Origin of the sequence: Acidovorax sp. Leaf73 (assembly GCF_916855635.1) — a bacterium.
Classification (GTDB): domain Bacteria; phylum Pseudomonadota; class Gammaproteobacteria; order Burkholderiales; family Burkholderiaceae_C; genus Acidovorax; species Acidovorax facilis.
In genome coordinates this window covers 47,655-62,458 of record NZ_CAKASI010000004.1, presented here as the reverse complement: position 1 = coordinate 62,458, position 14,804 = coordinate 47,655, and the positions used below count along the sequence as shown (strand labels likewise).

The following is a 14,804-nucleotide window of genomic DNA, read 5'->3' as shown; positions in this document are numbered from 1 at the left end:
GCGCTGTGACATCCCACCTGCAACACACCACCGTCCTGCTCAATGAGGCCGTGGATTCTCTCCTGGGCGGCGCAAGCCCTGAGCCTGCGGGCACCTGGGTCGATGCGACCTTTGGGCGCGGTGGGCACTCTCGCCTCATCCTCCTTCGGCTGGGGCCGCAGGGGCGCCTTGTGGCCTTCGACAAGGACCCCGAAGCCATCGCCGAAGCAACGCGCATCACCGATGCGCGTTTTTCCATTCGGCACGAGGGTTTCCGCCATCTGGCCGATCTGCCGCCCGCCAGTGCTGCGGGCGTGCTGATGGACCTGGGGGTGAGCTCGCCCCAGATCGACAGCCCCGAGCGGGGCTTCAGTTTCCGTTTTGACGGCCCGCTGGACATGCGCATGGATACCACGCGCGGCGAAAGCGTGGCCGATTGGTTGGCCACGGCCGAAGTCGGTCAGATTGCGGAGGTGATACGTGACTACGGTGAAGAACGGTTTGCTGGCCCCATTGCAAAGGCGATTGTTGCTTGGCGCGAAGAACGGGGTCCTCTTTCAACCACCGCAGAACTTGCCGATCTCGTGGCTGGCGCGGTCAAAACCCGCGAAGCGGGCCAGAACCCTGCAACGCGCACATTTCAAGCTCTTCGGATTTTCATCAACGCCGAGCTTGAAGAGCTGCAACAGGCGCTAGAGGCCAGCCTCTCGGTGCTGCAGCCGGGCGGGCGGCTGGTAGTCATCAGCTTTCACTCGCTCGAAGACCGCATCGTCAAACAGTTCATCGCCAAACACTCCAAGGAGGTCTATGACCGCCGTGCGCCGTTTGCCGCGCCGCAGGCCATGAAGCTCATCGCGCTGGACCGCATCAAGCCCAGTGCTGCCGAAGTGGCCGCCAACCCCCGCTCACGCAGCGCTATCATGCGCGTGGCCGAGCGCACGGCGGTCGTCTGACATGACGAGGCTCAACGTGGTCCTGTTGCTGGCGGTGCTGGCCAGCGCGATCTATCTGGTGCACACCCAGTATGAATCGCGCCGCCTGTTCACCGAGCTGGACCGCGCTGTGGCCGAGGCCCGTCGTCTGGAAACCGAGCACCAGCGCCTGCAGGTGGAAAAGCGCGCCCAGGCCACGCCGCTGCGGGTGGAGAAGATCGCGCGTGCCCAGCTGAACATGCGCACGGCCACGCCGGCCATCACGCAGTATGTGTCTGACCCACAGGGTGTTGCGGCGGCGGCTGCAGCGGCCGCATCGCAACCGGCAGGGGTGCAGCCATGAGCCGCAGCGTGCTCTACACCTCCAGCCCGCTGCTTGCCAGCAAGACACCGGTCTGGCGCAGCAAGTTCATCGTGGCGATGATTGCGCTGGGTTTTCTGGGGCTGGCGGGGCGCGCTGCCTATGTGCAGGTGTTTGGCAACGCGTTTTTTCAGCGCCAGGGCGAAGTGCGTTTTGCGCGCACGCTGGAGCTGCCCGCCAACCGCGGCAAGATTGTGGACCGCAACGGATTGATCCTCGCCTCCAGCGTGCCGGCGGCCAGCATCTGGGCCATCCCTGAAGACGTGGACCAGGACAGGCCCGAGGTGCGCGCCAAGCTCAAGCAGCTGGCCAAACTGCTCGACATGCCGCAGGCCGAGCTGCAGAAAAAGCTGGCGGATGAAGACAAGACCTTTGTCTGGATCAAGCGCCAGCTCGACTGGGATGTGGGCCAGCAGATTGCTGCGCTCGACATCAAGGGCATCTACCAGCGCAAGGAATACAAACGCCAGTACCCCGAGGGTGAAGCCGCTGCGCACGTGGTGGGCTTCACCAACGTGGAAGACCATGGCCAGGAAGGCATGGAACTGGCGTTCGACAAGGAGCTCGCGGGCAAGCCGGGCTCGCGCCGCGTGATCAAGGACCGCCTGGGCCGCGTGGTCGAAAGCGTGGGCGAAACCGTGCCGCCGGTCGATGGCAAGGACATGCAGCTGTCCATCGACAGCAAGGTGCAGTTCTTTGCCTACCAGAAGCTGCGCGACCAGGTGGCCGCGCACAAAGCCAAGGCGGGCAGTGTGGTGGTGCTCGATGCGCACACAGGCGAGCTGCTGGCGCTGGCCAACTACCCGAGCTACGTGCCCGACAGGCGCCAGAACCTCACGGGCGAACAGCTGCGCAACCGCGCACTGACCGACGTGTTCGAGCCCGGTTCGACCATGAAGCCCTTCACCATCGGCCTGGCACTGGAGACGGGCCGCGTGCGTCCCGAAACCATCGTGGACACCACACCGGGGCGCATCAACATTACCGGCTCCACCATCTCCGACACGCACAACTACGGCGTGCTGACGGTGGAAGGCGTGATCCAGAAGTCCAGCAACGTGGGCACCACCAAGCTGGCCATGCAGATGCCTGCACGCGAAATGTGGGAGACCTTCTCAGCCGCTGGTTTTGGCCAGAAGCCGCAACTGCATTTCCCCGGTGTGGTGACGGGTCGTCTGCGCCCGTACAAGACCTGGCGCCCGGTGGAGCAGGCCACCATGTCGTATGGCTACGGCCTGTCGGCCAGCCTGTTCCAGATGGCGCGCTCGTACACGGTGTTTGCCAACGGTGGCCGGGTGATTCCCGCCACCATGCTCAAGACAGCCGAGCCCGCCGTGGGCGTGCCGGTATTTTCCGAGCGGACGGCCGACCAGGTGCGCAAGATGCTGCAGATGGCTGCAGGCCCTGGTGGCACCGGCCAGAAGGCCCAGACCGTGGGCTACTCGGTGGGCGGCAAGTCGGGCACGGCGCGCAAGCAGGTGGGCAAGAACTACGCTTCGGGCAAGTACCGCGCGTGGTTCACCGGCATGGCGCCCATCGACAAGCCCCGCATCATCGTGGCCGTGATGATTGACGAGCCCAGCAATGGCGTGTTCTACGGCGGTGCCGTGGCTGCACCGGTGTTCAGCGAAGTCGTGCAGCAGACGCTGCGCATGATGGGCGTGCAGCCCGACATGGCGGTCAAGCCACAGATCGTGGCCAACGCGGTGGAGGAATCGCTATGACGACGGTGCCTTTGCTCCAATCGGTGCACGATGCCGTGGCCTGGCTGCGCGAGCGGGTGACCGGCACCCTGCAGACCGACAGCCGCCAGATCCGTCCCGGCGATGGTTTCATCGCCTGGCCAGGCGCTGCCACCGACGGCCGCGCCCACGTCGGCGATGCGTTTGCGCGGGGTGCTGTGGCTTGCCTGGTGGAGCACGAGGGTGTCGAGGCCTTTGCGCTGCAAGGTCTGCCCGTGGCGGCACTCCATGGCCTGAAGGCCGCCACCGGCCTGATTGCGGCCGACTGGTTCGACCAGCCCACGCAGCGCTTGGACGTGCTGGCCGTGACGGGCACCAACGGCAAGACCAGCACCAGCTGGTGGCTGGCCGAAGCCCTCAATGTGCTATCAAAACATGAGCTTACTGCGCAAGGCGGATGCGCGCTGGTAGGCACTTTGGGCATGGGAACGCCGCCTGCACTCACCAGCACGGGCATGACCACCCCCGACCCGGTGCGCTTGCAGCGCGCGTTCCAGCGGTTCGCCGACTCGGGCCGCACGGCCTGCGCCATAGAGGCCTCTTCCATCGGCCTGGCCGAACACCGCATGGCAGGCACACGCATCCGTGTTGCCTTGTTCACCAACTTCACGCAGGACCATCTGGACTACCACCCCGGCATGGCGGCCTACTGGCAGGCCAAGAGCGTGCTCTTTGACTGGCCGGGCCTGCAGGCTGCGGTGGTCAACATCGACGATGCACGCGGCGCCGAGCTGCATGCCACGTTGGCAGACCGGCTGCTGGACCTGTGGAGTGTGTCCATCACCGGCCCCGCCCGTCTGGCGGCGCGCGACATCAGCATGGGCGAAGGCGGGCTGCGCTTCACCGTGGCCGAAGGTGTGCACACGCATGTGCTGCAGACCCGCGTGATCGGGCAGTACAACGTCTCCAACCTGCTGGGCGTGCTGGCCGGGCTGCGCGCGCTGGGCGTGCCGCTGCAGCACGCGCTTTATGCCTGCGCCCAGCTTTCCCCGGTGCCGGGCCGCATGGAGCAGATCCACCACCCTGGCCAACCCCTGGTGGCCGTGGACTATGCCCATACGCCCGATGCGCTGGACAAGGCCTTGCAAGCCCTGCGCCCGATCGCGCAGGAGCGCGGTGGCCAGCTCTGGTGCGTTTTTGGCTGTGGCGGCGACCGCGATGCAGGCAAGCGCCCGTTGATGGGCGCCGTCGCCCAGCACCACGCCGACCGGGTGGTGGTGACCAGCGACAACCCGCGCAGCGAAGACCCTGCGGCAATCCTGCACCAGATTCTGCAAGGCACCATCGCTGGCAACACCGTGCGCGCCGAGCCCGACCGCGCCGCCGCCATTGCGCTGGCCATTGCCGATGCAGCGCCCGCCGATGTGGTGCTGATCGCCGGCAAGGGCCACGAAGACACCCAGGAGACGGCCGGTGTGCGCCTGCCGTTCTCCGACATGGCCCATGCGCAGACCGCGCTGCAGGCCCGAGGAGCCCGTCCATGACCGCCACCCCTGGGGTGATGATGACCCTGGCGCAGGCGTTTGCGCTGCTTCAGCCGCGCATTCCCGCCGCCCGCCTGGTGGGCGATGGCGCTACGCCGCTCGCACGCGTGCACACCGACACGCGCACGCTGCAGGCGGGCGACCTGTTTGTGGCGCTCAAGGGCGAGCGGTTTGACGCCAATGCGTTCTTGCCCGACGCCCGCGCTGGTGGCGCCGCCGCTGCCATCGCCCATGGCGGCCTTGCCGCCGCAGGCCTGCCGGGCATCGAGGTGCCGGACAGCCTGGCAGCGCTGGGCGCGCTGGCTGCAGCGTGGCGGGCGCAGTTCAGCCTTCCGTTGGTCGGCGTGACGGGCAGCAACGGAAAAACCACGGTGACGCAGATGATTGCGTCCATCCTGCGCGCCTGGAAGGGTGACGCTGCCTTTGCCACGCAGGGCAATTTCAACAACGACATCGGCGTGCCGCTGATGCTTCTGCGCCTGCAGGCCAGCCACGCCGCCGCCGTGATCGAAATGGGCATGAACCACCCGGGCGAGATCGCCACGCTGGCCGCCATGGCGCAGCCCACGGTGGCGCTGGTCAACAACGCGCAGCGTGAGCACCTGGAGTTCATGCACACGGTGGAAGCCGTGGCCCGCGAGAACGGCTCGGTGTTCGCCAGTCTGCCTTCCGACGGTGTGGCCGTGTTCCCTGCGGGGGATGCCTACACGGGCCTCTGGCGCTCGCTGGCGGCAGGGCGCCGCGTTGTCACTTTTGGCGACGGTGGCGATGTGGCCTGCACGCGGGCTGCGTGGGGCCAGGGCGCTTGGGCCGTCACACTGGCCACGCCACAAGGCGAAGTGGCCACCCACCTGCACATTGCGGGGCGCCACAACGTGACCAATGCACTGGCAGCCGCTGCCTGCACGCTGGCGGCGGGGGCGCCCCTGGTCGCCATCGCCCAAGGGCTGAATGACTTTGTGCCAGTCAAGGGCCGCTCGCGCGCTTTCAGCGTGCACTGCGCGGGCCGCGACATCACCGTGGTGGACGACACCTACAACGCCAACCCCGACTCCATGCGCGCCGCCATCGACGTGCTGGCCGAGCTGCCCGGCCCGCAACTGCTGGTGCTGGGCGACATGGGCGAGGTGGGCGACCAGGGCCCGCAGTTCCACGCCGAGGCCGGTGCCCATGCGCGTGCGGCAGGCATCCCCCTGGTGTTCGCGCTGGGCGCGCAGTCGGTGCACGCCGCCACGGCCTATGGAGGTGCCCGGCATTTCAACGATATGAGTGCGCTGCTGGTGGCAGTGCGCGATGCCCTGTCCACCGTGGGCAGTGTGCTGGTCAAAGGATCGAGATTCATGAAGATGGAACAGGTGGTGGAGGCGATTGCCGCCACTGCAACCGCCGCAGCGCAGCCGCAAGAACAACAACAAAAGCAGAACCGGGCACCGGAGGGACACCATGGCGCAACACTCTGAAGTCACCCGTGTGGTGGCGGTACCCAAGGCCGTGCAAGCGGGGGAGGCCACATGCTGCTGATGTTGTCGCAATGGCTGCAGGGTCTGTCGCCCGAGTTCGGCTTTTTCCGCGTGTTCCAGTACCTCACGTTCCGCGCGGTGATGGCCGCCATGACGGCGCTGCTCATCGGCCTGATTGCGGGCCCCAAGGTGATCCGTGTGCTCACCTCGCTCAAGATCGGCCAGCCTATCCGGGGCTATGCCATGCAGACGCACCTGTCCAAGAGCGGAACGCCCACGATGGGTGGCGTGCTGATCCTGCTGTCGATTGCGATTTCCACGCTGTTGTGGTTCGACCTGTCCAACCGCTTTGTGTGGATCGTGCTCATCGTCACGCTGGGTTTTGGCGCCATCGGCTGGGTGGACGACTGGCGCAAGGTGGTCAACAAGGACCCCGAAGGCATGCGCTCGCGCGAGAAGTATTTCTGGCAGTCGGTGATCGGCTTGATTGCTGCGCTGTATCTGGTGTTCAGCATTTCCGAAAGCTCCAACGCCAAGGTGTGGGAGCTGTTCGTGGGCTGGGTGCAGTCGGGCTTCTCGCTGGACCTGCCACCCAAGGCAGGCTTGCAGCTGCCGTTCTTCAAGGAGATCAGCTACCCGCTGGGCGTGCTGGGCTTCGTGATCCTGACCTACCTCGTCATCGTCGGCTCCAGCAATGCCGTGAACCTGACAGACGGCCTGGACGGCCTGGCCATCATGCCGGTGGTGATGGTGGGTTCGGCCCTGGGCGTGTTTGCCTATGTCACGGGCAGCTCGGTGTACTCCAAGTACCTGTTTTTCCCGCACATTCCGGGCGCGGGCGAACTGTTGATCTTCTGCGCCGCCATGGCGGGGGCGGGCCTTGCCTTCCTGTGGTTCAACGCGCATCCAGCCCAGGTGTTCATGGGCGACGTGGGCGCACTGGCGCTGGGTGCTGCGCTGGGCACCATCGCCATCATCGTGCGGCAGGAAATCGTGCTGGCCATCATGGGCGGCATCTTCGTGGTTGAAGCACTGTCGGTGATGCTGCAGGTGACCTGGTTCAAGTTCACCAAGAAGCGCTACGGAGAAGGCCGCCGCCTGCTCAAGATGGCGCCCCTGCACCACCACTTTGAAAAGAGCGGCTGGAAGGAAACGCAGGTGGTCGTGCGCTTCTGGATCATCACCATGCTGCTTTGCCTCATCGGCCTGTCCACCTTGAAACTGCGATGAACGCTGACGAGCCTCTCATCCGTCCCACGCCCGCCGAACCCGGGGCGCCCGATGCCGCGCGGCCGTTGGCAGGGCCGGGTGCGGACGCCGACGTGAACGCGCCCGCCGGTGACGACTTTTTTGCACCGGACCCCACGGAAACTGTCGATGCCGATACCGAGGCGCTGAACACCGATGCGCAGCAGCCCAGCGTGGGCATTGCGGCTGAGCCGTCGTCCCGAGCTGGCGAACCCGTCGCTGCAGTGCCGCCTGAAATGGCCGCGCCGGACGTAACCCCTGCAGCCGGGAACGCACCCGCCAAGGGCCATACCTGGGACCCTGAAGCCGTGCCCGCCATCTCGGCTGCCAAGGCTGCCGCCGAATTCGTGGCGCAGATCTTTGCCGACGTATCGGCGCCCGAGGCCGCGCCCGTCGAGCACAGTGTCGACGTTGAAGACGTTGACGCCCCGGGTGCATCCGGCGCAGAGGCCGAGCCGCAGGTCGCGCCGCGCGAAGCCATGGCCCAACTGCTGCAAGGTCAGAACATCCTTATCCTGGGGCTGGGCGCCTCGGGCCTGGCCATGGCCCGCTGGTGCGTGCGCTGCGGGGCCGAGGTCACCGTGGCCGACACCCGCGCTGCGCCGCCACAGCTGCCCCTGCTGCAGCAGGAGCTGCCCCAGGTGCGTTTTGTCGCCGGTGCCTTTGATGCCAGCCTGGTGGAAGGCCAAGGCCTGAACGCGGTCTACCGTTCTCCCGGTTTGAGTCCTGAGGCAATAGCTCCTGTTTTGATAGCTGCTAGTGCCTGTGGAGTAAGCGCTGGGGGCGAACTAAGTTTGTATTCCATGGCGCTGAACGCGCTGCGGGCATCCCATGGCTACGCACCGGCGGTGCTGGCGATCACCGGTACCAACGGCAAAACCACGGTCACATCGCTCACGGGCCAGCTCGTGGAGCGTTCGGGAAAGAGCGTGGCCGTGGCTGGCAACATCGGCCCCACGTTGCTCGATACCCTGGCGGGCCACATCGACGCCGGCACGTTGCCCGAGGTGTGGGTGCTGGAGCTATCAAGCTTCCAGCTCGATGGTGTGACCAACTTTGAGCCCACTGCGGCGACCGTGCTCAACATCACGCAGGACCACCTGGACTGGCACGGTGACATGGCGGCCTACGCGGCGGCCAAGGCGCGCATCTTTGGCCAGACGGGGCTCATGATTTTGAACCGCGAAGACGTGGCCGTGATGCAGATGCTGCCGCCTCCGGTCAAGGTCAAGCTGCAAAAGCCCCAGGTGCGTGAGCACCTGACCTTTGGCGCCGACATGCCCCGGCGCCCCGGCGACTTTGGCATTGAGGTCGTGAGCGGCATGCCCTGGCTGGTACGCGCGATGGACGCGGATGAAACCCGCAAGCGCGGCCGCAACGAAGTGGCGGAAGACCTGCACATCCAGCGCCTGATGCCCGCCGATGCGCTGCGCATCCGGGGCCGCCACAATGCGGTGAACGCGCTGGCTGCGCTGGCCCTGGCCTCGGCCGCAGGCTGCACCTTGGCCCCGCTGCTGTACGGGCTGCGCGAATACCGGGGTGAGCCGCACCGCGTGGAGCCCGTGGCCATCATCAACGGCATTGAGTACTTTGACGACAGCAAGGGCACCAACGTGGGCGCCACGGTGGCGGCCCTTACCGGCCTGGGCGCAGAGCGCCGCATCGTGGTCATCCTGGGTGGCGAAGGCAAGGGGCAGGACTTCTCGCCGCTCGCAGCGCCGGTTTCGCGCTATGCGCGCGCTGTGGTGCTCATCGGGCGCGATGCGCCGCAGATCCGCGCTGCGCTGCAGGACTGCGGCGTGGTACTGCTGGATGCCGAGACGTTGCCTCAGGCTGTGGCTCTGGCCACGCAGCGGGCCCATGCGGGCGATGCCGTGCTGATGTCGCCCGCCTGCGCGAGTTTTGACATGTTCAAGGACTACGAACACCGCGCACAGGTCTTCTGCGACGCGGTGCGCACGCTGGCAGACGATGCCGGGCAATCCCTGGAGGGCATGGCATGACCGCCGATGTGCGCAACTCCACATTGCTGCAGCGGGTGACCGGCTGGTTTGGCGGCCTGCCCGGCAAGGCCTCCGACGTATTGCCCGTGCGCGTGGGCGGCACGGAGTACCGCCAGTCGTCGAGCACGCCAGCCAGCGTGCTGGGCTTCGACCGGGCCCTGCTGTGGGTGGTGGTCGCGCTGCTGGCCTGGGGGCTGGTGATGGTGTATTCGGCCTCGATTGCCATGCCGGACAACCCGCGTTTTGCCAACTATGCCTCCACCCATTTTCTGACCCGCCACGCGATGTATCTGGTGATCGGGTTTGTGGTGGCCTTGCTGGCCTTCCAGGTGCCGATGGCGCTGTGGGAGCGTGCGGCGCCATGGTTGTTCGTGGTCGCGTTGCTGCTGCTGATCGCGGTGCTGATCCCCGGCGTGGGCAAGGTCGTCAACGGCGCGCGGCGCTGGTTGTCCATCGGACCCATTGGCTTTCAGCCCTCTGAAGTGGCCAAGTTTGCCGTGCTCATCTATGCGGCCGACTACATGGTGCGCAAGATGGAAGTGAAGGAGCGGTTTTTCCGCGCCGTGCTGCCCATGGGCGCTGCCGTGGGCATTGTGGGCGTGCTGCTGCTGGCCGAACCCGACATGGGCGCGTTCATGGTGGTGGCGGTCATCGCCATGGGCATTCTGTTTCTGGGGGGCGTCAACGCCCGCATGTTCTTTCTCATCGCCGGGGTGCTGGTGGCGGCTTTTGGCGTGATGATCGCCAGCTCGCCTTGGCGCCGCGAACGCGTGTTTGCCTACCTCGACCCCTTCAGCGAGGAGCACGCTCTGGGCAAGGGCTACCAGCTCTCGCACTCGCTCATCGCCATCGGGCGCGGCGAGATTTTTGGTGTGGGCCTGGGCGGCAGCGTGGAAAAGCTGCACTGGCTGCCCGAAGCGCACACCGACTTTTTGCTCGCCGTGATCGGCGAGGAGTTTGGCCTGGTGGGCGTGGTCACGCTCATCGTGCTGTTCTTGTGGATGACGCGCCGCATCATGCACATCGGCCGCCAGGCGATTGCCCTGGACCGCGTGTTCGCTGGATTGGTGGCGCAGGGCGTGGCGATCTGGATCGGCTTTCAGGCCTTCATCAACATGGGCGTGAACCTGGGCGCGTTGCCCACCAAGGGGCTCACGCTGCCGTTGATGAGCTTTGGGGGGTCTGCGATTTTGATGAACCTGGTGGCGCTTGCGGTGGTATTGCGGGTCGACTACGAGAACAAGCTCCTCATGAGAGGGGGCCGCGTATGAGCGCGCAGAAGACTGCTCTGATCATGGCCGGTGGCACCGGTGGCCACATCTTTCCGGGCCTTGCGGTGGCCGAAGAGCTGCGCACGCGTGGCTGGCGTGTGCACTGGCTGGGCGCGCCCGGCAGCATGGAGGCGCGCATCGTGCCCACGCACGGCTTCGCCCTCGAACTGATTGACTTCTCGGGCGTGCGCGGCAAAGGCATCGTGACGCTGGCCCTGCTGCCGCTGCGCCTGTTGCGTGCCTTCTGGCAAGCCCTGCAGGTGGTGCGGCGCGTCAAGCCCGATGTGGTGGTGGGCCTGGGCGGATACATCACCTTTCCGGGCGGCATGATGGGGGTGCTGGCAGGCAAGCCGCTGGTGCTGCACGAGCAGAACTCGGTGGCGGGCATGGCCAACAAGGTGCTGGCCGGAGTGGCCGACCGGGTGTTCACCGCCTTCCCCAACGTGTTCAAACAAGGCCAGTGGGTGGGCAACCCCCTGCGCACGCCGTTCACGCAGCAGCCCGGTCCGGCCGAGCGGTTTGCGGGGCGCACCGGTCCGCTGCGCCTGCTGGTGGTGGGTGGCAGCCTGGGGGCGCGCGCACTCAACGAGATCGTGCCAAAGGCTATTGCCCTGATGCCTGCCGACCAGCGCCCGCAGGTGATTCACCAGAGCGGCGCCACGCAGATCGACGCCCTGCGGGCCAACTATGCGGCTGCAGGGGTCGAGGCGGAGTGCACGCCCTTCATCGATGACACCGCCAGCGCGTTTGCGGCGGCCGACATCGTCGTCTGCCGCTCTGGCGCGAGCACGGTCACCGAGATCGCTGCCGTGGGCGCTGCTGCCTTGTTTGTGCCCTTCCCGTCGGCGGTGGACGACCACCAGACCACCAATGCCAGGTTCCTCGTGGATGCCGGTGGCGGCTGGCTGGTGCAGCAGCGCGACCTGACGCCCGAAGGGCTGTCGCAAATGCTATTGAAATTGGAGCGCCCTGCGCTTGTAGATATTGCGCTGAAGGCCAAAAACATGCAAAAAATCAACGCCACCCGCGAAGTGGTGACTGCCTGCGAGGAGTTGGCATGAAACACGCGATTCGCCATATCCATTTTGTGGGCCTGGGCGGCGCGGGCATGAGTGGCATCGCCGAGGTGCTGTTCAACCTGGGCTACCGCATCTCGGGCTCGGACCTGGCCGACAGCGCCACGCTGCGCCGCCTGGAAGGGCTGGGCATCAAGACCTGCCTGGGCCATGCGGCTGCGCACATTGACGGTGCCGATGCCGTGGTCACATCAACGGCGGTCACGCCCGACAACCCCGAGGTGCTGGCCGCGCGCGAGAAAAAAATTCCCGTGGTGCCCCGCGCGCTGATGCTCGCCGAGCTGATGCGCCTGAAGCAGGGCATCGCCATTGCAGGCACCCACGGCAAGACCACCACCACCAGCCTGGTGACCAGCGTGCTGGCCGAGGCGGGCCTGGACCCGACCTTTGTGATCGGCGGCAAGCTCAACAGCGCAGGCGCCAACGCCAAGCTGGGCAGCGGCGACTACATCGTGGTCGAGGCCGACGAGTCCGACGCATCGTTCCTGAACCTGCTGCCCGTGATGGCCGTGGTGACCAACATCGACGCCGACCACATGGAGACCTACGGCCACGACTTCGGCCGGCTCAAGGGCGCGTTTGTCGAATTCCTGCACCGCATGCCGTTCTACGGCACGGCGATCCTGTGTGTGGACAGCCCCGCTGTGCGCGACATCCTGCAAAGCGTGACCTGCCCCATCACCAGCTACGGCTTCTCGGAAGACGCCCAGGTGCGCGCCATCAACGTGCGGGCCGAGGCGGGCCAGATGCGCTTTACCGTGCAGCGGCGCAACGGCGTCACGCTGCCCGACATGGAGATCGTGCTCAACCTTGCGGGCGAGCACAACGTGCTCAACGCGCTGTCGGCCATTGCCGTGGCCGTGGAGCTGAACATTCCGGACGAAGCCGTACAGCGTGCGCTGGCAGGCTTCAAGGGTGTGGGCCGGCGCTTCCAGCGTTATGGCGACCTGCCCGCCAAGGATGGCGGCCAGTTCACCGTGATCGACGACTACGGCCACCACCCGGTGGAGATGGCTGCCACCTTGGCTGCCGCACGGGGTGCCTTCCCGGGGCGCCGCCTGGTGCTGGCTTTCCAGCCGCACCGCTACAGCCGCACGCGCGATTGCTTCGAGGATTTTGTGAAGGTCATCGGCAATGCCGATGCCGTGCTGCTCACCGAGGTGTATGCCGCTGGGGAGGCGCCTGTGGTGGCCGCCGATGGTCGATCGCTGGCCCGTGCGCTGCGCGTGGCGGGCCGCGTGGAGCCGGTATTCATCGACAACGTGGCCGACCTGCCGCAAGCCATTGCCGACAACGCGAAGGACGGCGACGTGGTGATGTGCATGGGCGCAGGGTCGATTGGCGCCGTACCTGGCAAGGTGGTGGAGATGCTACAAAATAGTGAGCTTTCAGCGCTTGAAGGGAGCGCGCTATGACCGTTTTTGATTCCAATTTTGATGTGAAATCCCTGGGCAAGGTTGCTGTGCTGATGGGCGGTGACTCGGCCGAGCGCGAGGTCTCGCTGATGTCTGGCAGCGGCGTGCTGCAAGCGCTGCGTTCGCGCGGGGTGGATGCCCATGCCTTCGACCCCGCGCAGAACGCACTGGGTGACCTGAAGCGCGACGGCTATGCGCGCTGTTTCATCGCGCTGCACGGCCGCCATGGCGAGGACGGCACGGTGCAGGGCGCGCTGGAGCTGCTGCGCATCCCGTACACCGGTCCGGGCGTGATGGCCTCGGCCATCGCCATGGACAAGGTCATGACCAAGCGCGTGTGGCTGGCCGAGGGCCTGCCCACACCACGCTACGTGTGGCTGGCGCCCGACCGCCAGCAGCGCGAGGTGGTGCGCACCGTGCCCGATGAACTGGGCCTGCCCCTCATCGTGAAGCCGCCGCGCGAAGGCTCCTCCATCGGCGTGACCAAGGTGCGTGGCTACTCGGACATGCAGGAGGCCGTGCAGCTGTCTGCCCAGTACGACCCCGATGTGTTGTGCGAAGAGTTCATCGAAGGCGAAGAAGTGACCTGCCCCGTGCTGGGCCAGGGCGCCAGTGCCCGTGCGCTGCCAGTGATCCGCATCGTGGCGCCCGATGGCGCCTACGACTACCAGAACAAGTATTTCACCGATGACGTGAAGTACCAGTGCCCGAGCGGTCTGCCCGAATCTGAGGAGCGCGAGATCCAGCGCATCGTGCTGGAGGCTTACCGCACCCTGGGCTGCCGGGGCTGGGGCCGTGCCGACCTGATGATCCGCGCCAGCGATCGCAAGCCCTTCCTGCTGGAGATGAACACGTCCCCCGGCATGACCGGGCATTCGCTGGTGCCGATGTCCGCACGGGCTTCGGGCATCAGCTACGAAGAGCTGTGCCTGCGCATCCTGGCCGATGCCGCCTTGGACACACCGACAAGGTCGAAGGCCGACTGATGACCCAAACGTTGCCCGCACCGCTGGACGTCAAGCTCATGAACCTGACCGCATCGGTCTTGTTCGTGGGCTGCGTCCTGCTTGTGCTGGCGGCGGGGGCCTGGTGGGTGCTGCGCTACCCGGGCTTTGCGATTGCGCGCATCGTGGTGCAGGGCGAGCTGGTGCACAACAACGCGGTGACCTTGCGGGCCAATGTCGCGCCGCACCTGGTGGGCAATTTCTTCACGGTGGATTTGCGTGCCGCGCGCGAGGCCTTCGAGCAGGTGCCCTGGGTGCGCCGCGCCCAGGTGCGGCGGGTGTACCCCGGTAGCCTGCGCGTGGAGCTGCAGGAGCATGACGCCGTGGCGTACTGGGGGCCGGACACCGGCTCTGCGCTGGTCAACAGCCAGGGCGAAGTGTTCGAGGCCAACGTGGGTGATGTGGAACAGGACGGCCTGCCGCGCCTGCTGGGTCCTGCAGGCAGCTCACCCGAGGTGCTGCAGATGTTTGGCCTGCTGCAGCCGGTGTTCAAACCGCTCGGGCTGGAGGTGGAGACGCTGGAGCTGACGGGGCGGGGCGGTTGGCGGGCCACGCTGGACAGCGACGCCGTAGTGGAGCTGGGCGGCGGCACACCGCAGGAGGTGGTGCAGCGCACGCAACGCTTCACGCGCACCCTGACACAGGTGGCTGCGCAGTACGGGCGGCGCGTGGATGCCCTGGAGTCCGCCGATCTGCGGCATGCCGGGGGCTACGCCCTGCGCATGCGCGGTGTGACCACGGTGGTGACCGATACCGCAGCGGCGGCTGCTTCGGCAAGTGCCGTGCGCAGGAGGTAATGGCATGCAGCAACAGCAACAGCGCTGGTATG

At 66.4% G+C, this 14,804-nt stretch carries 12 protein-coding genes; all 12 read left to right on the top strand.

All coding sequences use genetic code 11. From position 1 onward, the window contains the following. The first annotated feature begins 5 nt into the window (after positions 1 to 5). The 12 genes from rsmH to LPA35_RS13475 are packed head-to-tail and all read left to right on the top strand — an operon-like array spanning position 6 to position 14,772. Complete coding sequence (rsmH, locus tag LPA35_RS13530) at positions 6 to 932, top strand: 16S rRNA (cytosine(1402)-N(4))-methyltransferase RsmH (RefSeq protein ID WP_228897336.1); 927 nt, start codon at positions 6 to 8, stop codon at positions 930 to 932. Between the two features lies 1 nt (position 933). Then, the gene (gene ftsL / locus LPA35_RS13525) at positions 934 to 1,254 is read left to right on the top strand and encodes a cell division protein FtsL (protein WP_055399574.1); all 321 of its coding nucleotides are present in this window, start codon (positions 934 to 936) and stop codon (positions 1,252 to 1,254) included. Further along, on the top strand, positions 1,251 to 2,996 hold the full coding sequence (locus LPA35_RS13520) for a penicillin-binding protein 2 (protein WP_176888333.1): 1,746 nt from the start codon (positions 1,251 to 1,253) through the stop codon (positions 2,994 to 2,996). Before ftsL ends, LPA35_RS13520 begins: the two co-directional genes overlap by 4 nt. Beyond that, complete coding sequence (locus LPA35_RS13515; protein WP_218298801.1) at positions 2,993 to 4,498, top strand: UDP-N-acetylmuramoyl-L-alanyl-D-glutamate--2,6-diaminopimelate ligase; 1,506 nt, start codon at positions 2,993 to 2,995, stop codon at positions 4,496 to 4,498. The genes LPA35_RS13520 and LPA35_RS13515 overlap by 4 nt, the downstream gene beginning before the upstream one ends. Beyond that, positions 4,495 to 5,958, top strand: a complete 1,464-nt coding sequence (gene murF / locus LPA35_RS13510) for a UDP-N-acetylmuramoyl-tripeptide--D-alanyl-D-alanine ligase (protein WP_218298800.1) — start codon at positions 4,495 to 4,497, stop codon at positions 5,956 to 5,958. Before LPA35_RS13515 ends, murF begins: the two co-directional genes overlap by 4 nt. Before the next feature lie 51 nt (positions 5,959 to 6,009). Continuing rightward, on the top strand, positions 6,010 to 7,188 hold the full coding sequence (gene mraY / locus LPA35_RS13505; RefSeq protein ID WP_121507542.1) for a phospho-N-acetylmuramoyl-pentapeptide-transferase: 1,179 nt from the start codon (positions 6,010 to 6,012) through the stop codon (positions 7,186 to 7,188). After that, positions 7,185 to 9,209, top strand: coding sequence for a UDP-N-acetylmuramoyl-L-alanine--D-glutamate ligase (gene murD, locus LPA35_RS13500; RefSeq protein WP_218298799.1), 2,025 nt, complete (start codon positions 7,185 to 7,187; stop codon positions 9,207 to 9,209). The genes mraY and murD overlap by 4 nt, the downstream gene beginning before the upstream one ends. After that, a complete protein-coding gene (gene ftsW, locus LPA35_RS13495) occupies positions 9,206 to 10,480 on the top strand; it encodes a putative lipid II flippase FtsW (protein WP_228897335.1) in 1,275 nt (424 codons plus the stop codon). Before murD ends, ftsW begins: the two co-directional genes overlap by 4 nt. Next, on the top strand, positions 10,477 to 11,541 hold the full coding sequence (gene murG, locus LPA35_RS13490) for an undecaprenyldiphospho-muramoylpentapeptide beta-N-acetylglucosaminyltransferase (protein WP_228897334.1): 1,065 nt from the start codon (positions 10,477 to 10,479) through the stop codon (positions 11,539 to 11,541). The genes ftsW and murG overlap by 4 nt, the downstream gene beginning before the upstream one ends. Next, positions 11,538 to 12,971 carry a UDP-N-acetylmuramate--L-alanine ligase gene (gene murC / locus LPA35_RS13485; RefSeq protein ID WP_228897333.1) on the top strand — a complete coding sequence of 478 codons (1,434 nt, stop codon included), beginning with the start codon at positions 11,538 to 11,540 and terminating at the stop codon, positions 12,969 to 12,971. The genes murG and murC overlap by 4 nt, the downstream gene beginning before the upstream one ends. After that, entirely contained in the window at positions 12,968 to 13,957 is a 990-nt protein-coding gene (locus LPA35_RS13480) for a D-alanine--D-alanine ligase (protein WP_121507540.1), read from the top strand. The genes murC and LPA35_RS13480 overlap by 4 nt, the downstream gene beginning before the upstream one ends. Continuing rightward, positions 13,957 to 14,772 carry a cell division protein FtsQ/DivIB gene (locus tag LPA35_RS13475; RefSeq protein WP_121422313.1) on the top strand — a complete coding sequence of 272 codons (816 nt, stop codon included), beginning with the start codon at positions 13,957 to 13,959 and terminating at the stop codon, positions 14,770 to 14,772. Before LPA35_RS13480 ends, LPA35_RS13475 begins: the two co-directional genes overlap by 1 nt. Positions 14,773 to 14,804: the final 32 nt, after the last annotated feature.